Below are 19258 nucleotides of genomic sequence, written 5' to 3' on the forward strand. Positions count from 1 at the left end.
CATAATCTGGCCACCGTGGCCACATTATGGTGAAACTGACACCTCGCCGTGCGCGTAGGACCTCAGATGCGCATGGGCATTAGGATGTAGCGGTACTTGACGTCTTCGTTGGCGTCTTCGGGGCGCATCTGGCCGGCGGACTGGGCGTCTTTGAACTCGAGGCGGACTTCGCCTTGAACGCCTGTGGCGCGGAGGAAGTCGACCAGGTAGGAGCTGTTGAAGCCTACGACTAGGGGGTCGTAGTTGTAGGGGGTTTCGATGATGTCTTCGGATTCGCCGGCGTCGGTGGACTGGGCGCTGAGCTTGAGCTCGTTCTGTTCGAGGCGGATCTTGATGGCGCCGGAACGCTCGTCGGCGAACTGGGCTACGCGCTGGATGCTGGCCATCAGGTCTTCGCTGCGGACGATGACGAACTTGGTGTTGTCGCGCGGGAGGACGGCTTCGTAGTTGGGGAACTGCCCGGTGAGCTTGCGGCTGGTGAGGACGCGGCCTCCGACTTTGAAGAAGAGGGTCTGGTCGTCGTCGCCGAACTCGAGGGTAGTGGCGTCCGAGGAGGCTAGCAGGCTGGAGAGCTCCGCGAGGGCTTTGCGGGGGATGAGGGTTTTCTTTTCGCCGGAGATGCCTTCGAGGTTTTCGCCGAGCTTTTCGATGTGGGCGAGACGGTGGCCGTCGGTGGCGACCATGGCCATGGACTCTGCCTTGAGGACGAGGAGGGCGCCGTTGAGGGTGTAGCGGGATTCTTCGTTGGAGATGGCGAAGATCGTTTTCGCGATCATGTTGGCGAGTGCGGACGAGGAGATTTTGTAGGCGCCGGCGGCGGGGAATTCGGGCACCTGGGGGAAGTTGGCGCGGGCCATGCCGACCATCTTGGTGTTCGAGCGGCCGGACTTGATCTGGACCCAGTGGTTGTCCATGAGCTTGAGCGAGATGTCGCCGTCGCCGAGGAGCTTGATGTAGTCGTAGAGCTTGCGCGCGGGGATGGTGCAGGCGCCGGGCTTCTTGACCTTCGCGGCGCAGGACGTGCGGAGCGATTGGTCGAGATCGGTGGCGGTGATGGTGAGCTTGCCTGCGCCGAGCTCGTCGACGGTGGCTTCGAAGAGGAAGTTCGAGAGGATCGGGATGGTGGTCTTGCGCTCAACGACGGATTGTGCGGCCGTGAGCTCGCGGAGGAGTTCGGCGCGGGAGACCGTGATCTCGAGATTGCCAGTGGGGACGGCTTCGGGGGTGATGGCGGCGGTAGACACGATGGTGGCTCTCCCTTGCTCTTGCGCTGCGGCAGATTGCTCTGCCGGTGTGAGGGCGGTGGTGGACATAGGTAGGTCTCCCCTCGGAATTTGCTTAGAGCAACACCCTGATTCTAGGTTGTGCGAGGGGGTTCGTGCGAGGCGTACACCCTGTGAATTTCAGGGGGCATCTTGTGTGATCCTGCGGTGCTGCGCGCACGGCGAGAGTGCTTTGCGTGGGACGGATGATGCGTTGGTGAAACTGGAAATGCCTGGCGGGAGAATGCTTCTAAGAAACAGAGTGAAAGAGTAGATATTTCTAGTAGTAGTACTCGTTGTGGGTGGAAGAGTGGATAAGCGGGCTAAATTCCCATGCCCATTGGGCAGGAAGTGGGTACACGGTTTCCAAAACCGGGCAGGTGCGGAGACTGTAACAGGGAAGACAGGACAGGGAGTGGCGATTGGAGAGGGGTTTTCCAATCTACGCACAGGCCCTCCGTCGAGGCGGTGAGTTAAACCGGGCGGGTATGTGCGGGGATCGTCCAAAACCGCGTGGATCGTGGCGAATCGTACGGCCTGATTTTGTACAGGGATCCACGGGCGCGAGGAAATCGGGGCCTGGCGCGTGGGCGCTGAGCGTAGAGGTGAGGGCAGAGGGGGAAGGTTAGTACCGGTTCGACGAGGTGCGTTGACGGGAGCGGCCGCGGCTGTCCTGACGATCGTAGGGGCGCTCTGGAGGGATGCGGTAGCCCTCGGGGTAGAGGACGACGAATCGGCGCGGACCTTCGCCGGAGCTGGCGGTCTGCAGGCCAGAGTCGCGGAGGAAGAGATGCAGCATGCGGCGCTCGCGGGAGTTCATCGGCTGGAAACGGAAGGGCTCGCCGGTGTCCTCGACCTCTTCGATGGCCGCGTCGGCGGCATCGCGGAGGATGCGGGCGCGGGCTGCCTTGTAGCCGTTGGCGTCGAAGGAGACGCGATCGTGATCCTCGGGCTCCAGGCGGAGCATCTTCGCGGAGAGGTGCTCGAGGGAGCGCAGAAGCTCTCCATCGCTGCTCAGAAGAAGATCGCTGTCAGGGCCCTTGCACTCGACGTAGATGTCGCGGCGCTCAAAGCCGTCGGGATCCACCGCCCCGGCTCCGGCCGTGATCCGGTACTTCAGGCGCAGTCCTCCTGTGGTGGTCAACAGCCTCATGAGGGATGCAACCTTTTCTGCAGCTACCGATAAATCATCCATACTCAATCAGTCCTTCGAAGGGGAGAACAAGATCGACAAAACCGAGAAAAGTGAAGCAGTTTACGAGCCAGAGCCCGTACTACGAGATTATGACACTTAATGACAGTTGTTGATGTCGTGAAAATCTGGTAAAGGGGCGCAAGCAGCTTCCAACCTGCTGAAGCTCAATGCACAATCGTTTGTGCGGGATGGAAATTACTTTCGACCCTGGATGGTTTTGGCTGTTGTCGCGCGCTGCCCCGGCTTGGGAGCGGCCACCTTGCGGCGGGCTCGCTTGGCGGCGATCTCCTTCATCTCGCGACCGAGGGAGGTCTGGTTCATCACCAACTGCGTGGCAATCATGACCAGGTTTCCGACGTTCCAGTAGAGGGCAAGACCCGATGCGTACTGCCAGGTGAGGTAGCCGGAGAAGAGGGGCATGACGAAGGCCATCATCTTCTGCTGTTGCGGATCGACACCCGGAGAAGGCGTGTAGAACTGCGCCAGGAACGAGGTGGCGACCATCAGGATGGGAAGGATGTGGTAGGGGTCGGCGGCGGAGAGGTCTGGCAGCCAGAAGAAGTGCGCCTGGCGGAGCTCGACGACCTTGGTCATCATGGTGAAGAAGGCGAAGAGCAGGGGGAGCTGGATGAGCGACGGGATGCAGCCGCCCAGCATGCTGACACCGTTAGCCTTCTGCATGGCCATGACCTCGGCGTTCATCTCGGCGGCCTTGGGGTCGGTGGGTTTGGGGTTCTTGTACTTGGCCTTGATGGCGTCGACCTGGGGCTGGATGCGCTGCATCTTGAGCGCGGACTTCATGCCCTGGATGCGCAGGGGTAGAAGCACCACGTTGATCATGACGGTGAAGATGATGATGGCCCATCCCCACGAGTAGTTGTGTACGCCGGCATCATGCGGCGCGATCCAGGAGTGCACCGCGCGCAGGCCGAGGAAGAGGTACTTGCCGATGGGGCCGAAGAAGCCGAAGTCGAGGAGGGGTTCGAGGTTCCCGCCGTCTGCGGTGTGGACGTTCTTGAGGACTTCGACTGCTTTGGGACCGACGAAGATGCTGGTTGCCGTGTGGCCAGTGGTGGAGCCGAGGGCGGTGCCGAGGATGGGCAGCTCCTTGGAGGCTGGCGCTGCACCTTTGGCGCTGCTCGCCGTCACCTTGGCGATGTCGATCTTGTGCTGGAACGTGACGATCGAGGCATCGTCGGGCTTGTCGGGCATGAAGACGGCGCCGAAGTATTGATCGCTGAGGGCGGCGAAGTCGAAGGGGCCGTTGAGGGTAGCGCCGCCGGAGATCTTCTTGAAGGAGAGGTGGTCGGTCTTGCCGTTGGAGCTGGTGTCGATCTGCGCGCCTACGTAGGTCGACGCTGTCTCCATGTCGCCGAGGCCGGCGGGCCAGGAGAGCAGCGCGCGGATGGGAGCGCCGTCGCGGAGGACCTCGGTGTCGGCGTGGATCACGTAGGTGTCGGTGAAGGTGAAGGTCTTGGTGACCGAGAGATTGCCCTGGGAGTACTTGAAGGTGAGCGAGGCCGGCGCTTGCAGCGTTCCGGTGGCTGACGGGACGTAGAGGGCGCTCGCGAGCTGTTTGGTCAGGCCGTCGTCGTAGGTATAGAGCGAGAGGGGATAGCCGTAGAGGTTGGCCGCGCCGTCATGCACCATGTCCAGCGGATGTCCGGAATTGTCCTTGTACTTCTTGAGGATCCAGGAGGTGACCTGGCCGCCCTGGTTGGAGAATGTGATCTTGTAGAGGGTGTTCTCTACTGTGGTCGAGCTCTGGGCAGCGGCGACGACTACTGGCGTGGCCGAGGCAGCTGCTGACGTGCCTGCAGTCGGGGATGTGGCCGAAGAGGTGCCGGCGGTTGCTGGCGCGGTGACGGCAGCAGGATGCTCGGGCGACTCCAGGGCGGGGTTTTTCTGTGCGCGCCAATACTGCATACCTAAGACAACGCCGAGGCCGACGATCAGCATGAGAAAAAGAGAGCGGTTGTCCTGGCTTCCACCACCACCGCCCTGATTGGGATTACGAAACTCTGGCAAGAGGGATTCCTACGCTTTCCAAGGCCGGTATGGGTTCACGGCCAGTCAACTTCTAATGGTAAATGGTGAGAGTGGCGATTTGATCCGTTGGGGCGCGGATTCGGGGTTAGGGGACTGGGTCGTGGCCGCCGGATGCGAAGGGATGGCAGCGGGCGATGCGGCGCAGGGCAAGCCAGCTTCCGCGAAGCCAGCCGTGGCGGACGACCGCTACGTACGCGTACTCGCTGCAGGTGGGAAGGTACTTGCACTGGGTGACCGCAAAGACGTGCAACAAGGGAGACACGCCGCGCTTGTAGAACGCGAGCAGCGCGGCGGCGGTCCGTTCCCGGCGCGGGCTGGCGGGAGGGTCTGTCATAAGGGGGTTGAAATGGCTACGGAAGCTGAGGGCTCGCACGGGGTGCTGCGGGTTTGGCCGCCGCGGTCGTAGGCCGCCTGGACGCTGCGGAAGATCGTGGCGACCTCGCGCTTGAGCTGGGCGAACTCCAGGTCGATGACGCTGCGGCGCGGATGCAGAATGACGTCGACTGGCGCGCTGAGCAGGGGGAGGGCAGCACGGACGGCTTCGCGCAGACGGCGCTTGATGCGATTGCGATCAACAGCCTTACCGAGAGCTTTGGGGACGGTCAGGCCAATGCGCGGACCCGCGGTCGCTGACCGTCGATCTGCCGGGCGCACGGCATGGAAGTAGGCGAGCTGCTTGCCGAACTGCTTGCGACCAGCCTTGTAGACGATCTGGTAGTCGGCGTGTTTGCAGAGACGGTGCGCGGTCGAGGAGGTCATGGAAGGGTAACCGCGAATTCAACGAAGTGCTGACTGGAGAGACGCGGGCTGACGACAGAAACGCGGGCTGAACACAGAAACGCGCTCAAAGGGAGTGCTCCCATGAGCGCGCTGTTGGACATTGCGCGTAACAGCGCGACTAGTCGCGGAAGCCTGCGGAGACGGCGATCTTGTGACGACCCTTGGCGCGGCGGCGGCTGAGAACAGCGGCTCCGGCCTTGGAGGCCATGCGAACGAGGAAGCCGTGGACCTTGCTGCGACGGCGGCGATTGGGTTGGAAGGTGCGCTTAGGCATGATGTTTGTCCTGTATCAAATTTCGAAGATGTCTGCTGGTCTCAATCGCATTCGCGAATGCCGATATATCCGGCGTAAGACACTGGAGGGGCTGTAACGGCCCACTCGACAGCAAGTCTTGAGTATATCTGACTTGAGGAAAACCGGCAACGAAATACCGCGCGGAAGGTGTCGGAAGAGTTGACCGATCCGGTTACCGAAAGCCGTTCATGGATTCTTCACAATGGATGGTGCAACTCAAAAAAAGTTTCTCATTTTGGTTAATTTCGCTTGCCAGAGAGGATGGGTTGGCGTGCTAGTATCGATTCCGTTCCCGTGATGCGTGAATTGGCTCACGGCTAAAAATATCCAACGGGCCTTGTTATTGCTACACTCCTCCAACGCGAAGTACGGCGATGGGTTTCAACGGCATTTCAGGATGGGCACGCTTTGCGAGTGGACCGCGAAGATGGACTTTTTTTGCCTCTTTTTTTGAATATCGCCGTGCGGAGCACGCAACGGTGGACGATAACAGGAAAGTAAGGAAGACTTAAGCGATGTCATTTGTTCCAGTCCCGGCAGCCGTACTGAACCAGTGGGTTCGGATTCTGGGTGCGCTCGAGAAAAAAATCAACCGGCAGAGCTTTGAGACATGGTTGAAACCGACGCGCTTCTCCCACATCAGCGGACGCACACTGCATGTAAGAATTCCCTCCGAAGAGTTCCAGCATATCGGCGACCGGTATGGCGATCTGATCGGCGAGGCGATTGATAACCTCGGCCTCGAGATTGACCAGGTGGTCTTCCAGGTGCCTCCGCAGGAAGCTCCGGTACGCGTGCGTGAGGATGGCGGCTTTGCGCCGCAGCCCAGCCACAGCCAGAATGCGCCGCGCCGCGGCAATGGCAATTCCATGCCAGCAGGCCCTGAGCAGTCGCGCTTCGACTGGAACACGGCCGCGCAGTTGAATCCGCGCTACCAGTTCGATTCTTTCGTGATCGGCAGCGGCAACCAGTTCGCACAGGCGGCCGCGCAGGCTGTCGCCGAGCGCCCGTCCAAGGCTTACAACCCGTTGTTCGTCTACGGCGGCGTTGGGCTCGGGAAAACGCATCTGATGCAGGCCATCGGACACCTCGTAAAGGCACGCAATCCTCTCGCTTCGGTCAGCTATGTGTCGGGCGAGAAGTTTACCAACGAGATGATCAACTCGGTGCGCTACGACAAGATGACCGGGTTCCGCGATAAGTACCGCACGGTGGACGTGCTGCTGATCGATGACATCCAGTTCCTCGCCGGCAAGGAGCGCACGCAGGAGGAGTTCTTCCACACCTTCAACGCGCTGCATGAGCAGAGCAAGCAGATCGTGGTGGCGAGCGACCGTCCTCCCAAGGAGCTGAACGATTTTGAAGATCGCTTGCGCTCGCGCTTTGAGTGGGGCCTGGTGGTCGACATTCAGCCGCCGGATCTCGAGACCAAGGTTGCCATCCTGCAGCGCAAGGCGGAGCTTGAGCAGACTGTCCTGCCGACCGATGTGGCGCTGTTCATCGCTGGCAATGTGCGGACCAATGTGCGTGAGCTTGAGGGTGCGCTGGTGCGGTTGATTGCGTGGTGCTCGCTGCATGGCGTGGAGATTACGCTGCCGACAGCGCAGCAGTGCCTGAAGCAGTTCATCGACACACAGGTTCGCAAGATCACGATTGAGGCGATTCAGCGGGCCGTTGCGGAAAGCTTCGGCATGCGGGTTGCGGAGTTGAAGCAGAAGAATAACTCGCGGCAGATCGTGGTGCCGCGGCAGATCGCTATGTATCTTGCCAAGCAGTTGACCGAGGCTAGCCTGCCTGAAATTGGGCGGCAGTTCGGTGGCAAACACCACACCACCGTGATGCACTCAATCGCCAAGATTGATACTCAGCGGCGGACTGACAAGGACCTCAATCGCACTGTCAATAAGCTGATGGAGACGCTTGGGTAGGCAGGGGACCGAGTGTAGAGGATAGGGAAGAGCGAGGGCCGCCAGGGATGGCGGCCTTCGTGTTTTTGGGGTCGCGAGTTAGATTTCGTGCCAGTGCATGCGGCGGAGGCAGACGTCGCGGAGTCGCAGTGCTGGGCGCTCGATGCCGTAGAAGGAGATGACCGCCGCGCCAAGAATCCAGAGCCAACTGATGGGGAAGTTGATCCACCAGGCGTTGCTCCCGAATACCTCGACGTTGAGAGGGTGGGTGAAGAACGTCTGCCAGATGTACAGCGAGTAGGAGAGGCGTCCAACCCACGCGACGACGGGTTGATTGAGGATGCGGCCCTGTGGGCTTGCAGGATTTCGCACCAGCCACAACAGCCACATTAGGACAAAGAAGCCGTTGAGTGTCATGCCCAACGGAAGATCCCAATAGTTTTGAAATCGCACGGTGAGGGCGTTGAGAACGATGAAGATCGATGCGGGCAAAAGCCATGGCCAGCGGGTTGCTCGGATGTAGATTCGCTCGAAGCGGGCATGCCCTTGCTGCAGGGCGCCGAGTGCGCCAAACATCAGGCCGTCCGCCTGCATGTGGAACATGCCCATGTTGCGGTACGCGGGAAAGTAGCGGAAACAGATCATGCGTACGAAGGGCTCGGCGATGAGCACTGCGAGCGCGATCCGAGATGCGCGGCGCCGGCCCACCGCGTCGCTGCGATGCAGGAGACACAGTACCAGCGTGGTCGGCCAGAGGACGTAGAACTGCTCCTCGATGCATAGCGACCAAAGGTGCTCCATCGCCCATAGATCCACGTGGTGGGCGTAATTGCGCGTCAGGGTGAGCGCCGCTATCAGCTCGTGACGGTTCATCCCTGGAAGGTGCCCGGTCGCGCCGAGAGCGGCGAGGAAGAGCACATAGGCATAGAGCGGCGGCAGGATGCGAAACGCTCGCCGCAGGTAAAAACTTCTCAGGCTGATGGCATGGGTCTTGTCTTGTTCGCGCAGCAGCAGTGTGGTGATGAGGAATCCGGAGATAACGAAAAATATGAAGACGCCGAGCGCGCCGTTGCCCAGCAAGCGTAAGGGAAATGGAATGAATTTATAGAGCGAGTGGCGCAGCAGGGTGTGCAGCACAATCACGAGCAATACCGACAGCGCGCGCAGCCCGTCGAGGCTGGGAATGTGCCGCGGTCGCTGGATGGATGCTGTCGAAGGTTCAGTCATGCACGGCTCACCCATTGCCGCATTGTCTATCGCTTCGTGGAGGAACGTCCTATTATCCCCGAAGCGTCGCGATCAATGGGTGACTAGTCGCCTACGCCGTGAGGATGATCTTCCCGCCGCCGCCCTTTTCTGCGAGAGCTTGTGCCGCGGCCGCTTCTGACAACGGCATCAGGCTGTCGATGGGCAGCTTGAGCTTGCCGTCGCGAATGGCCTCGCCGTAGTGAACGAACGTCTTTGGATCAGGCATGGCCCCGATCGCGTTCACCTGGACGGTTGGGTGCAGCGCGGCGTTCGACGGCGGCCCGAGCACGCTACCGAAGTTCCCGCCCGGTTTAACCTTGCCGATGAGTTTCGCGGCCACGTCGTGATTGATGGTGTCGGCAACCGCATCGACGATGCCAACTGAGGCGATGGCCTTGTCGTCGCCGGTGTCGAACGCGGCCGTGGCGCCGAGGGATTTCGCCTCGTCGATTTGCTGCTTGCGAACGCCCGCGATGACTTTGGCGCCGATCTCGAGCGCGGCGAAGAGAGCGCAGCGGCCAACTGAGCCGAGTGCGCCGGTAAGGATGATCGTCTGGCCAGCCTGCACCTTTGCTCCGCGGCGGATCAGTTGATCACCAGTGACCGACACCAATGGCACCGCGCCGGCCGTTGTCATCTCGAGTCCTTCTGGAATGAGTGCGAGATCGCTTGCCTTGACGACACAAAATTCTGCGTAGGTGGAGTGGGACAGCGCGAAGACGCGGTCGCCGACCTTGAATCCCTCAACACCGTCGCCGAGTTTGGCGACAATACCGGCAACGTCGCGGCCGAGGATCGCGGGAAAGGTGACGGGGAAACGATCCTTGGCGGCTCCGGAACGCATCTTCCAGTCGATAGGGTTAAGGCTCACTGCATGCACTCGTACCAGGACTTCGCCACTGGCGGGAACGGGATCGTCGAAATCTTCATACACAAGCTTGGACGGCGGACCATATTCGTGAAGTATAACTGCTTTCATGACGTCACCTCTCTTGGTTGAGATGCAGAGGGACAGAAGTATGGATTCGCGCCTGTGAACTTGCTGAGGAGAGGGCTCGGGGGACGCGGCTGAAGTTACGCGTCGACAAACGGACGCCAACCTTCGCCTTCCGCGAGTTCTTTCAGAAGCCCAAACCGCTTGCGGCACTGTCGGTGAATGTAGGGTATGAGCAACAACCGGGCGGTCAGTCGCCCAAGGGTCCCGAACGGCAACTCAAAGCTAACCTCATCGCGAAGTTCCGTGAGCGGCGTACCGGACGCTGTGTCCACAAGCGCCGAAAAGTGATGGTCGTGCTGGAAGAAAGCAAAGTGTCCGCGCTCTTGCGTGTCCTGGAAGAAAGCTTCCGCGGTGATGTCGTGATGGCCGATGCGGCTGAGGTGTTCGTGGGGCGGGATGAAGGCGGTGATGAGCGTGTGGTGTTGCGTGGGCAGTCCAAACTTCCATCCTCGCCACACTACGCGGCAGTTTGCGGCCACGTGCCCTGTGGTGACGCCGCCGGAGACTCCGGTGTCGATTGCCTTCATGGCCAATGTCTCGCTCACCAGCGCCAGGTTCGTGGAGAGCTGGAAGAGGCGATCGATGGGGGCGTGGACGAGGACACTCTCGCGGACAATAAACATGCTTCCAACAGTATGCAAGTCAAGCTGCGGATGTGCGGTCTCTGCTTGCGTGGCATCAACGTGCTGGGCAAAGCTATTTCTCCGCGAGGAAATGTTCGACGTGAATGTCGCCATTGCGGCCGAAGTAGATCGCACGTCGACTGTTGATGAAGACTCGGTACGCTGCGGTTCCTGCCTCCATGGCACGGGCGATGAACTCTGGATAGCGCACCTCATCCCTCTGCGCCGCGCGAATCGCCTGGACCAGGGCGTCTTCCGAGAAGGCCTCGGGGACAGAATGCGCCGCGAGCGTCAGCGGTTCGACGTGCGTGTGGCCGTCAGCAAGATAGTAGGTTACTTCGCCGCGGAGCAGGTCCTTGTAATATCCTTCGATGTTTTCTGCAGCAAGAGCTGCGACCACGGCGGGGAAGGTGATCGTGCCTGCCTCTGATTCGTGCAGCGTGGAACGCATGACATCTGTGTTCATGATTTTCTCCTTGGGTAGGGTCCAACTATTCTGTTGGCAGGGTGCTGAGGTGATTAGCTTGCACCAGTTTCTTGAGGGTGTTCAGAAGGCGTTTGCGCTGCTTGGGCGAGAGCGCGGCGAAGAATTGCTCATCGTTTTCGTCTGCGAGGTTTGCGAGTGTGGGGACGAGGATGCGGCCGGCGGTTGTGAGCGCGAGGGTTTGATAACGGCGATCGTCCCTGGCGTGGGTGCGAGCGAGAAGTTGCTTGGCGATGAGTCGGTCGGCGAGTTTAGAGATGGCGCCGCGGGTGAGACCGGTTAGCTCTGCCAGGTCGCTGGGTGCGGTTCCGTCGCGGTCGAACATCTCGCGGAGGATCACCCACTCCGCCACCGTAACGCCGCTGTCCAGCAACTTCTGCGCGAAGGCGTGTGAGACGTGGTTGGAGACGTAGCGCAGCCAAAAGCCGATGTGGCTGTGGAGGTTGCTGGGCGGCCTGGTTTCTGCAGTTTTCATATCCCAAGGGGAATAATAGTTTCCTAGTAAACTATTGTCAAGACCAAAACCTGCGTGGTGTTACCAGGTTCCCGTTACAGCTCCATGGAGTGATTGGCGACGAGTTTCTTTGCGCGGTCGAGGAAGGCGTCGAGGTGGACGCTGCCTTCGTCGCCCTTGGCGCGGACGCGGACGCTGACGCTGTCGGAGGCGGCTTCCTTGTCGCCGAGGATGAGGATGAACGGGACTTTCTGGAGGCCGAAGTCGCGGATCTTGGCGTTCATCTTCTGGTTGCTCAGATCGGCTTCTACGCGCAGGCCTGCGGCTTCTAAGCGCTGCTGCACGGACTTGGCGTAGTCATGATGCTTTTCGCTGATGGGCACGAGGCCGACTTGCACAGGGGCTAACCACATTGGGAAGGCGCCGGCGTAGTGCTCGATGAGCACGCCGAAGAAGCGTTCGACGGAGCCGAAGAGCGCGCGATGGACCATCACGGGTTGGTGCGGGGCTCCGTCTTCGCCAATGTACTCGAGGTCGAAGCGTGCGGGGAGGTTCCAGTCGAACTGCACGGTGGAGAGTTGCCAGAGGCGGCCTAGGACGTCGACTAATTTGATGTCGATTTTGGGGCCGTAGAAGGCGGCTTCCCCGGGAATGGTCTTGTAGGGAATGTTTTTGCGATCGAGCACGCGGGTGAGCGAGCCGACGGCGTTCTCCCACTTGTCGGCGCTGCCGATGAATTTCTTGTCCTTGGGATCCCAGGTGGAAAGTTCGACGAGGAATTTTTCAAAGCCGAAGGTTTTGAGTACGGACTCGGCGAAGTCGATGCAGGCTTCTACTTCGCTTTCGATTTGCTCGGGTGTGCAGAAGATGTGGGCATCGTCCTGGGTGAAGCCACGCACACGCAGCAGGCCATGCATGGTGCCGGAGCGCTCGTAGCGGTAGACGTTGCCTAGCTCGGCGTAGCGCTGGGGTAGATCGCGGTAGCTCTTCGGCGAGTTCTTGTAGATGAGAATGTGGCCGGGGCAGTTCATCGGCTTGAGGCGGTATTCCGCGTCGTCGAGCTCCATGGGCGGGTACATGTTTTCCGCATAATTTTCCTCATGGCCGGAGATCTTCCAGAGTTCGCGACGCATGATGTGCGGGGTGAAGACCATTTGATATCCGCGGCGGATGCACTCGTCGCGCATCCAGTCTTCCATGGTCTTGCGGATGAGGCCGCCCTTGGGATGCCAGAAGATGAGGCCGGCGCCGGCGACTTCCTGGATGCTGAAGAGGTCGAGCTGCTTGCCGAGGACGCGGTGATCGCGCGCCTTGATCTCTTCCAGCTGCTTGAAGTGCGCGTCGAGATCCTTTGCGTTGAAGAACGCTGTGCCGTAGATGCGCTGGAGCTGCTGATTGTTCTCGTCGCCGAGCCAGTAGGCGCCGGCGATGGAGGTTACTTTGAAAGCCTTGACGCGGCCGGTGGAGGGGACGTGGGGGCCGCGGCAGAAGTCGGTGAAGTTGCCGTTTCTGTAGAGGGAGATTTCGTCACCGGGTTTCGTAAAGCGCTCGATGAAGTGGATCTTCATAAACTCGGCGTCGGATTTGTAGTCGGCGAGGGCTTGATCGCGCGGCTCGAGGATTTGGACGAAGGGTTCATCGCGCGCGACGACGTCGGCCATGCGGGCTTCGATGGCAGCGAGGTCGGCTTCGGTGAAGGGAACTTCGCGATAGACGTCGTAGAAGAAGCCGCTGTCGGTGGCAGGGCCGTGGCCTAGCTTGGTTTCGGGAAAGAGCTCGAGGAGTGCGGTGGCCATGATGTGCGCGGCGGAATGGCGGGCTACGCGCAGGGATGCAGGATCGTTCTCCTTGAGGAGCTCGAGCGTAACGTCTTCATGCAGCGGCGTGGAGAGGCCGACGATTCTTTCGGCGGACGACGCTGGGCCGGAGTACATCGCCTCCTCGGACTGCTCGAGTGCGGCCTCGTTCTCGTTGACGGCGACGGTGGTCAGCGGACGGATGCGGGCGACGACAACGGCGGCGGCGAGGCGCGGGGAGATGCCGTTGGCGATATCGAAGGGTGTTGTGCCGGCGGGGACTTCGCGAATGGAACCGTCGGGCAATTGGATTTTGATTAAGTTGCTCACGCTTACAAGGATAGAGCAATAGTCCCTCGGCTGGCCCACCTTAGCGACGGTGAGGCTGTCGCAAAGATGGGGCACCCACCTGTCAGGTTCGATACAATGGCAGAGGTCCCCGGCACCTGGTGCGGGGCAGGAGCGAGCCCCGGCAATGACCTGGTTCAAACGCGATCCGCACGAGATTTCCCCGACGCCCGACCACGAGGTGCGGACCCAAGGCCTTTGGATCAAGTGTGAGCAGTGCCGCAAGCCGTTGTGGAAGGCGGATCTCGACGCCAATCTGCAGGTGTGCCCGAACTGCGGCAAGCACTTCAAACTGGCGGCGCGGGACCGCATCGAAAGCCTTCTCGAGCCCGGCTATGAGCTGGTCGATTTGGAGCTGCGGTCGACCGATCCGCTGGAGTTCACCGATCTGAAGCCCTACAAGGGTCGGCTGGCAGCGGCGCAGAAGAGTACGGGGCTGAACGACGCGATCATCAATGCGATCGGGAAGATCGGGGAGCAGGATGTGGTGCTCTCGGTGATGGAATACGGGTTTATCGGTGGGAGCATGGGGCCGGTGATGGGTGAGACGATTGCGCGCGCTGTGGATCGTTCGCTGGAGCGCAAGGTGCCGCTGATCATCGTGTCGTCAAGCGGCGGGGCGCGCATGATGGAAGGGATTGCCAGCCTGATGCAGATGGCGAAAGTGTCTGCCGCGCTGGCGAAGATGGACGAGGCGAAGATTCCGTTCATCAGCCTCATGACCGACCCGACCACCGGCGGCGTGACGGCGAGCTTTGCCATGCTGGGCGACCTGAACATCGCCGAGCCCGGCGCGCTGATTGGGTTTGCGGGGCCGCGCGTGATTGAGCAGACGATTCGGCAGAAGTTGCCCGAAGGTTTTCAGCGCTCAGAGTTCCTGCTGCAGCATGGCTTCCTGGATGCGGTGGTGGAGCGCAAGGATCTCAAGGCCTACCTCGGCGAGACGCTGAAGTGGATGACCCAAGGCGCGGCGACCGCGTAGCTTGTCCCTATGCATGAAGTGAACCCATCGCGGACGGCGCTGCGGGTAGCTCTCCGCCGCGCGGCCCATCAGCTGCATGATGCGAAGCCGCTGGTGTTTGAGGATCCGCTCGCAGTTCCGATTCTCGGTAGAGAGCATTACGAAGAAGTAAAGCGCACGCCGGATAGCGTGAAGCGGCCGTTTTCCGCTGCGTTGAGGGCGTTCATGGTGGTGCGCGCGCGGCTCGCCGAGGACACGCTCGCGGCGGCGGTCCGCGATCTTGGCGTGCGGCAGTACCTGGTGCTCGGCGCGGGGCTGGATACGTTTGCTTGCCGCAATCCTTATGCGGACGTGCGGGTGTTTGAGGTCGACCATCCGGCGACGCAGGGGTGGAAGATCGAGATGCTGGCGAGTGCTGGGATCCTGGCGTCGGAGAGTGCGCGGTTTGTTGCTGTGGACTTCGAGAAGGATTCGCTGCGGGCGCGGTTGAAGGCTGCGGGCTTCGACGAGCGGGTGCCGACGGTGACCGCGTGGCTGGGCGTTGTGCCGTACCTCACTACGGAAGGCTTCCGCGCGACGATGCGTCTGCTGGCGCGATTTAAGGCGGGCAGCGAGGTGGTCTTCGACTACTCCCAGCCGCGCGAGGTGCTGCCGCCGGTGGAGCAACTCATGCACGACTCGCTGAGCGCGCGCGTGGCGTTGGCTGGCGAGCCGTTTCAGCTCTTCTTCACGCCCGCTCAGCTTGCCGAAGAGCTTGAGTGGCTTGGGCTGCGCGTTGTTGAAGACCTCGACAGCACCGCACTCTCTGCGCGTTATCTCGCGGGCCGCAAGGATGGATTGCTGCTGCGCGGCAAGGCTGGTCGGATCTGCGTGGCGGCGTCTGTGGAGGCTGTGTTGGGAGAAGTGCGAGACTGATAGGTGTGATGACGTACGACGATGCATTGGGACAGTTGGCGGCGCTGGGGCCGGAGCTGCGCACAGGCCGTGCGGTGGATGGTGCCGCAACGGCTCCGCGAAGAAAGTTTTCGCTGGACCACATTCGCGCGCTGCTTAAAGCGCTCGGGGAACCGCAGCAACGCTTCGCCTCGGTGCTGATCGCGGGCACCAACGGCAAGGGTTCCACGGCCTCCACGCTTGCGTCGATCACCAACGCCGCTGGGATCAAGACGGGCCTGTACACTTCGCCGCACCTGTTGCGCGTGAACGAGCGGATTAAGATTTCGCCTGACGGAGGTGCTTCTATAGGGAGCCTCCTTGAAATGCCCGACGCTGATTTCGGCCGCGTCTACGGGGTCGTCGACATGGCCACCGCGCGGCTTATCGCGAGCGGTGGGCTGCCGCATTACCCTAGCTTCTTCGAACTGCTTACTGCTATCGCCTTCACCTGGTTTGCGGAGCAGCACGTGGAGCTGGCCGTACTCGAAGTCGGCCTCGGTGGGCGGCTTGACGCCACGAATTCTGTCGAACCTATCGTCAGCGTCATCACCGACATTGGCATCGACCATACTGAGTATCTTGGTAACACGATTCGCGAGATTGCCGGGGAGAAGGCCGGAATCCTTCGCCAGGACGGCGTGCTGGTTACCCTCGCGCAACATCCGGAGGCCAACGCGGCGATTGGCGAAGCGGCTGTTCGGCTTGAAGTGCGTGGTGTGGATGCGGCCCGCTGCCTTCCGCCTTCTCGCGACGTTGCAAAGCACACTGCTTCGGGCGCGGACACTTCAATGTTGGCGCGGAACGTCTACGATGTGTCCCTCGAAGGAGAGGCGCTGCATGTCGACTCGCCGCTCGCCGGCCAGCATCAGCAGCGCAACGTTGCGCTGGCTATCGCGACTGCTCTCGAGCTGCGTAGCAACCACCATCTGGTCGACGGGCGGCATATAGCGATCTCAAACGCGGCAATCGAGCAGGGGATTCGCGAAACCCAGTGGCCGGGGCGGCTGGAGTGGATTCCTTCGCATACTGGGCATGCGCCGCTGCTGCTGGATGTGGCGCACAATCCTGCCGGTGCGTGGACGCTGCGTGCGGCCATCTCGCAATTGCCGGAGGGGCTGCCGCGCACGCTCATCTTTGGCTGCCTCGCAGACAAGCAGATCGACGAGATGGAGCAGGTTCTGCTGCCACTCTTCGATTCCACATCGGGGGACCCGGCACGTGCCGGCGACCACGTCATCCTCACGCCGGTTCACAATCCCCGGGCTGCAACGATCGAAGAGTTAGCCGCCGCCGCGCAACGGCTGGATGTTCCCGTCCACCTGGCGAGCGATCTGCGCGATGCCCTGCAGCAGGCCCAATCGCTGACGCCGAAGGAGGGTGTGATCGTCGCAACCGGATCTATCTTCCTGGTCGGCGAGATACGCGCACTCGCGTTAACGCAAGCGGGTTAGCATAGGGGAGATGTCTGCCGCCGACCAAATTGTGAAGACAGAAGAACCCGCTCGGCCCGACTCCCCGACGCCGGTCATATCCTGGCGTCGGCGCTGGGTGAATTATCTGGTCTTCATTCCACTGGTTGCGATGGCCACTGGCTTCTTCGGAACTATTTCGCTTGTATGCGGCGTATGGGATAAATCCGGTCGCCAGCAGCACGCCATCGCCAGCGTGTGGGCGCGGGTGCTTCTGCGAATCGCGATTGCGCCGGTTAAGCTCGAGCATGCGGAGCGGCTACCGGTCGGGGTGCCTGCTGTTTACGCGAGCAATCATCTGAGCTACTACGACACGCCGGTGTTGTTCGCCAAGCTGCCGTTTCAATTTCGAATCCTGGCGAAGGCGCCGCTGTGGAAGATCCCGTTCATCGGCTGGTATCTGGAGCGCTCCGGGCAGGTGCCGATCGACCAGAGTTCGGGGCGTGCCGGTGTGGTGAGCCTGGCGCGGGGTGCGCGCACTCTGCAGGCGGGGATGCCGATGGTGATTTTTCCTGAGGGTGGGCGAGCGTACAACGGTGAGCTGCAGCCGATGCTCGCTGGCGCCGCGTGGATGGCGATTAAGGCGCAGGTGCCGCTTGTGCCGCTTACGCTGGTGGGGACGTATGAGCTACTGCCCATCCACGTGTACGCGCTCAAGCCGAGGCCCATCAAGCTGATTGTGGGAGAGCCAATTTCGACGGTGGGGATGTCCACGCGCGATGCCGAGGTTCTCACCGACAAACTGCGCGGCATTATCCATGAGACCTACACCGCAGCGCACGGCTGATCTGGCCGGAAGGATTTTGCTCTGCTGGGCAGGGTAAACTCGCTGTGTGATCGCGCATATACGTGGACAGCTACTGTACAAGATTCCCAACTACGTGGTCGTTGACTGCGGTGGTGTGGGCTATGAATTGTGGATCTCGGTAACCACGTTTACAGAGCTTGGTGAGGTGGGCAGCGAGGTGCGCCTGCATGTGCATACGCATGTGCGCGAGGATGCGCTGCAGTTGTTTGGCTTCTACGAGGTGACGGAGAAGCTGTTGTTTGAGAAACTGCTGACGATTTCGGGCATTGGGCCGAAGCTCGCGATCACGGTATTGAGTGGCATCACGGCGGACCGGCTGGTGGCGGCGATTCGTGGCGGGGACCATGGGACGCTGACGAAGATTCCGGGGATTGGGAAGAAAACGGCGGAGCGGGTGGTGTTGGAGTTGAAGGACAAAATGGAGGGCCTGGCGGGGGCGGTGCCGGTGAGCGGGTCGGCTACGCCTTCTTTGGGTGCGACCGCTGAAGATGTGCTCAGTGCGCTGGTTAACCTGGGATATCCACGGCCCATTGCACAAAAAGCCGTGGAAAGCGCGGCGAAGGACTCTGCGGTGTCTGCGGATTTCGAGAAGTTGTTTCGCGCGGCGATGGCCGCTGTTCGCTAGCGTCTACGCGCCAGGATTAGGCGCGGCGGCGATACTTTACGGCGAACTCATACCCTGGATTTGGCGGGTAGAGTTCGGCAACCACGCGCAGCCGTGCGGCGAGCGCAGCTGGACTGAGCAACGGATACTCCCGCTCACGCAACTCGCTGTAATCGAAGTCCAGCGCGAGCGACAGGAGATAAATTGCCACCGCATCCGAGAAGGCCGCCTCCAGGTACAACGCACGGTCCTTGTCGCTGATGCTTGACGGCGCGTCCACCTGCGCGACTGGCGCCGACGCATTCAAATGATCCAGCCCAACCGCACCGTCATCGCTGGCAAACGCGCGCTGTCTTGCTGAGAAGCTTGCCAGGCCGCGGTTACGTCGCGACGGCAGCGGTGTTGGCTCGGGCTGCGCGTTGGCCGGGCGACCGAACGCCAGGTTGCGGGTCTCCCAGGCGTCGATGCTGGTCTCGCCACGCACGCCGCCCAGGGCTTGCTTCCATACCAAGTCTGCAAACACTTCGGGCGTTCCCGCCTGATCCACAAAGGCATGCGCGACGTTGATGAAGAATTCGAAGCTGAGCGCAAAGCGATCGCCCATCAAGCGCGTGGAGATGAAGACTCCGCGACGTCCATGGCCAAGTTCCACATTGCGATGGCAGATGGCGGCGTCGGAGAACTCGTCGGTGTAGGCGCTCGCGACCATGGTCGGTTCGGCGGCTGCCTCGCTCTTCAACAGCGCCTCTGCGTCCGCCTCAGGATTTTCAGAGCTCTCCGCCACGGCCTCGCGCAACGCCAGCGGGACAAAATAGTACGTGTTCGCTTTCAGCGCTGCCGTGATTGCCGTCGGCACGGTCTCAAGCATTCGATCCAGATCGAGATCCGCGAGGCCCGTCTCGCCAAACGTGGCAAAGCTTACGCCGTTGGGGGACTGGCGGACTTCCGTATCGTGCGCGATCTGCGCGGCGTTTACCAGGCTGGCGGCGCGCACTAATTGCGGCGTGCGCGGCTGGCCGGTCTGTACAGTCTCTGCCATTAG

Annotated in this window: 19 protein-coding genes; 6 read left to right on the forward strand and 13 right to left on the reverse strand. The window is 61.2% G+C overall.

The features are described from left to right. Nucleotides 1–62 precede the first annotated feature (62 nt). The 6 genes from dnaN to rpmH form a co-directional block, all read right to left on the reverse strand. Nucleotides 63–1244, reverse strand: coding sequence for a DNA polymerase III subunit beta (dnaN, locus tag GSQ80_RS08320; protein ID WP_254059542.1), 1182 nt, complete (start codon nt 1242–1244; stop codon nt 63–65). A gap of 643 nt (nt 1245–1887) precedes the next feature. After that, the gene (locus GSQ80_RS08325) at nt 1888–2457 is read right to left on the reverse strand and encodes a R3H domain-containing nucleic acid-binding protein (RefSeq protein ID WP_158787171.1); all 570 of its coding nucleotides are present in this window, start codon (nt 2455–2457) and stop codon (nt 1888–1890) included. Between the two features lie 195 nt (nt 2458–2652). Continuing rightward, nucleotides 2653–4485: a membrane protein insertase YidC gene (gene yidC / locus GSQ80_RS08330; protein WP_158787172.1), complete on the reverse strand. Its 1833-nt coding sequence runs from the start codon at nt 4483–4485 to the stop codon at nt 2653–2655. A gap of 106 nt (nt 4486–4591) precedes the next feature. Beyond that, entirely contained in the window at nt 4592–4840 is a 249-nt protein-coding gene (gene yidD / locus GSQ80_RS08335; RefSeq protein ID WP_158787173.1) for a membrane protein insertion efficiency factor YidD, read from the reverse strand. Then, nucleotides 4837–5265 (reverse strand): ribonuclease P protein component, encoded by a 429-nt coding sequence (gene rnpA / locus GSQ80_RS08340; protein ID WP_158787174.1) that lies wholly within the window; start codon nt 5263–5265, stop codon nt 4837–4839. The genes yidD and rnpA overlap by 4 nt, the downstream gene beginning before the upstream one ends. A 139-nt stretch (nt 5266–5404) precedes the next feature. Continuing rightward, nucleotides 5405–5560 carry a 50S ribosomal protein L34 gene (gene rpmH / locus GSQ80_RS08345; protein ID WP_158787175.1) on the reverse strand — a complete coding sequence of 52 codons (156 nt, stop codon included), beginning with the start codon at nt 5558–5560 and terminating at the stop codon, nt 5405–5407. 536 nt (nt 5561–6096) lie between these two features. Between rpmH and dnaA the strand changes: the two genes are divergently transcribed. Continuing rightward, a complete protein-coding gene (gene dnaA / locus GSQ80_RS08350; protein ID WP_158787176.1) occupies nt 6097–7509 on the forward strand; it encodes a chromosomal replication initiator protein DnaA in 1413 nt (470 codons plus the stop codon). Between the two features lie 78 nt (nt 7510–7587). Here dnaA and GSQ80_RS08355 read toward each other — a convergent pair whose 3' ends face one another. The 6 genes from GSQ80_RS08355 to thrS form a co-directional block, all read right to left on the reverse strand. Next, nucleotides 7588–8715, reverse strand: coding sequence for an acyltransferase (locus GSQ80_RS08355; protein WP_158787177.1), 1128 nt, complete (start codon nt 8713–8715; stop codon nt 7588–7590). Nucleotides 8716–8806: 91 nt separating this feature from the next. Beyond that, on the reverse strand, nt 8807–9715 hold the full coding sequence (locus tag GSQ80_RS08360) for an NADP-dependent oxidoreductase (protein WP_158787178.1): 909 nt from the start codon (nt 9713–9715) through the stop codon (nt 8807–8809). 95 nt (nt 9716–9810) lie between these two features. Beyond that, on the reverse strand, nt 9811–10356 hold the full coding sequence (locus GSQ80_RS08365; RefSeq protein WP_158787179.1) for a hypothetical protein: 546 nt from the start codon (nt 10354–10356) through the stop codon (nt 9811–9813). A 73-nt stretch (nt 10357–10429) separates the two neighbouring features. Then, nucleotides 10430–10822: a DUF1398 family protein gene (locus GSQ80_RS08370; protein WP_158787180.1), complete on the reverse strand. Its 393-nt coding sequence runs from the start codon at nt 10820–10822 to the stop codon at nt 10430–10432. Between the two features lie 25 nt (nt 10823–10847). Continuing rightward, nucleotides 10848–11315 (reverse strand): MarR family winged helix-turn-helix transcriptional regulator, encoded by a 468-nt coding sequence (locus GSQ80_RS08375; protein WP_158787181.1) that lies wholly within the window; start codon nt 11313–11315, stop codon nt 10848–10850. A gap of 74 nt (nt 11316–11389) precedes the next feature. Continuing rightward, on the reverse strand, nt 11390–13420 hold the full coding sequence (gene thrS / locus GSQ80_RS08380) for a threonine--tRNA ligase (protein WP_158787182.1): 2031 nt from the start codon (nt 13418–13420) through the stop codon (nt 11390–11392). Nucleotides 13421–13565: 145 nt separating this feature from the next. On the opposite strand from thrS, the gene accD reads away from it, so the two are divergent. Genes accD through ruvA form a run of 5 tightly spaced genes read left to right on the forward strand, consistent with a single transcriptional unit; the run spans nt 13566 to nt 18237 of the window. Beyond that, entirely contained in the window at nt 13566–14420 is an 855-nt protein-coding gene (accD, locus tag GSQ80_RS08385; protein WP_158787183.1) for an acetyl-CoA carboxylase, carboxyltransferase subunit beta, read from the forward strand. Nucleotides 14421–14429: 9 nt separating this feature from the next. After that, nucleotides 14430–15314 carry a class I SAM-dependent methyltransferase gene (locus GSQ80_RS08390; RefSeq protein WP_158787184.1) on the forward strand — a complete coding sequence of 295 codons (885 nt, stop codon included), beginning with the start codon at nt 14430–14432 and terminating at the stop codon, nt 15312–15314. Nucleotides 15315–15322: 8 nt separating this feature from the next. Further along, complete coding sequence (locus tag GSQ80_RS08395) at nt 15323–16786, forward strand: folylpolyglutamate synthase/dihydrofolate synthase family protein (RefSeq protein ID WP_158787185.1); 1464 nt, start codon at nt 15323–15325, stop codon at nt 16784–16786. A 10-nt stretch (nt 16787–16796) separates the two neighbouring features. Next, nucleotides 16797–17591, forward strand: a complete 795-nt coding sequence (locus tag GSQ80_RS08400; protein WP_158787186.1) for a 1-acyl-sn-glycerol-3-phosphate acyltransferase — start codon at nt 16797–16799, stop codon at nt 17589–17591. A gap of 46 nt (nt 17592–17637) precedes the next feature. Beyond that, a complete protein-coding gene (ruvA, locus tag GSQ80_RS08405) occupies nt 17638–18237 on the forward strand; it encodes a Holliday junction branch migration protein RuvA (protein ID WP_158787187.1) in 600 nt (199 codons plus the stop codon). Between the two features lie 16 nt (nt 18238–18253). On the opposite strand, the gene GSQ80_RS08410 is transcribed toward ruvA, so the two are convergent. Beyond that, nucleotides 18254–19255 carry a hypothetical protein gene (locus tag GSQ80_RS08410; RefSeq protein ID WP_158787188.1) on the reverse strand — a complete coding sequence of 334 codons (1002 nt, stop codon included), beginning with the start codon at nt 19253–19255 and terminating at the stop codon, nt 18254–18256. Nucleotides 19256–19258: the final 3 nt, after the last annotated feature.

The organism is Granulicella sp. L46, from assembly GCF_009765785.1.
In the GTDB taxonomy this organism is placed as follows: domain Bacteria; phylum Acidobacteriota; class Terriglobia; order Terriglobales; family Acidobacteriaceae; genus Granulicella.

What these genes read in the sequence shown, in the direction of transcription:
- GSQ80_RS08325 (WP_158787171.1), bottom strand. Translation starts at nt 2,457, where the DNA reads ATGGATGATTTATCGGTAGCTGCAGAAAAGGTTGCATCCCTCATGAGG.
- yidD (WP_158787173.1), bottom strand. Translation starts at nt 4,840, where the DNA reads ATGACAGACCCTCCCGCCAGCCCGCGCCGGGAACGGACCGCCGCCGCG.
- rnpA (WP_158787174.1), bottom strand. Translation starts at nt 5,265, where the DNA reads ATGACCTCCTCGACCGCGCACCGTCTCTGCAAACACGCCGACTACCAG.
- rpmH (WP_158787175.1), bottom strand. Translation starts at nt 5,560, where the DNA reads ATGCCTAAGCGCACCTTCCAACCCAATCGCCGCCGTCGCAGCAAGGTC.
- dnaA (WP_158787176.1), top strand. Translation starts at nt 6,097, where the DNA reads ATGTCATTTGTTCCAGTCCCGGCAGCCGTACTGAACCAGTGGGTTCGG.
- GSQ80_RS08355 (WP_158787177.1), bottom strand. Translation starts at nt 8,715, where the DNA reads ATGACTGAACCTTCGACAGCATCCATCCAGCGACCGCGGCACATTCCC.
- GSQ80_RS08360 (WP_158787178.1), bottom strand. Translation starts at nt 9,715, where the DNA reads ATGAAAGCAGTTATACTTCACGAATATGGTCCGCCGTCCAAGCTTGTG.
- GSQ80_RS08365 (WP_158787179.1), bottom strand. Translation starts at nt 10,356, where the DNA reads ATGTTTATTGTCCGCGAGAGTGTCCTCGTCCACGCCCCCATCGATCGC.
- GSQ80_RS08370 (WP_158787180.1), bottom strand. Translation starts at nt 10,822, where the DNA reads ATGAACACAGATGTCATGCGTTCCACGCTGCACGAATCAGAGGCAGGC.
- GSQ80_RS08375 (WP_158787181.1), bottom strand. Translation starts at nt 11,315, where the DNA reads ATGAAAACTGCAGAAACCAGGCCGCCCAGCAACCTCCACAGCCACATC.
- accD (WP_158787183.1), top strand. Translation starts at nt 13,566, where the DNA reads ATGACCTGGTTCAAACGCGATCCGCACGAGATTTCCCCGACGCCCGAC.
- GSQ80_RS08390 (WP_158787184.1), top strand. Translation starts at nt 14,430, where the DNA reads ATGCATGAAGTGAACCCATCGCGGACGGCGCTGCGGGTAGCTCTCCGC.
- GSQ80_RS08395 (WP_158787185.1), top strand. Translation starts at nt 15,323, where the DNA reads ATGACGTACGACGATGCATTGGGACAGTTGGCGGCGCTGGGGCCGGAG.
- GSQ80_RS08400 (WP_158787186.1), top strand. Translation starts at nt 16,797, where the DNA reads ATGTCTGCCGCCGACCAAATTGTGAAGACAGAAGAACCCGCTCGGCCC.
- GSQ80_RS08410 (WP_158787188.1), bottom strand. Translation starts at nt 19,255, where the DNA reads ATGGCAGAGACTGTACAGACCGGCCAGCCGCGCACGCCGCAATTAGTG.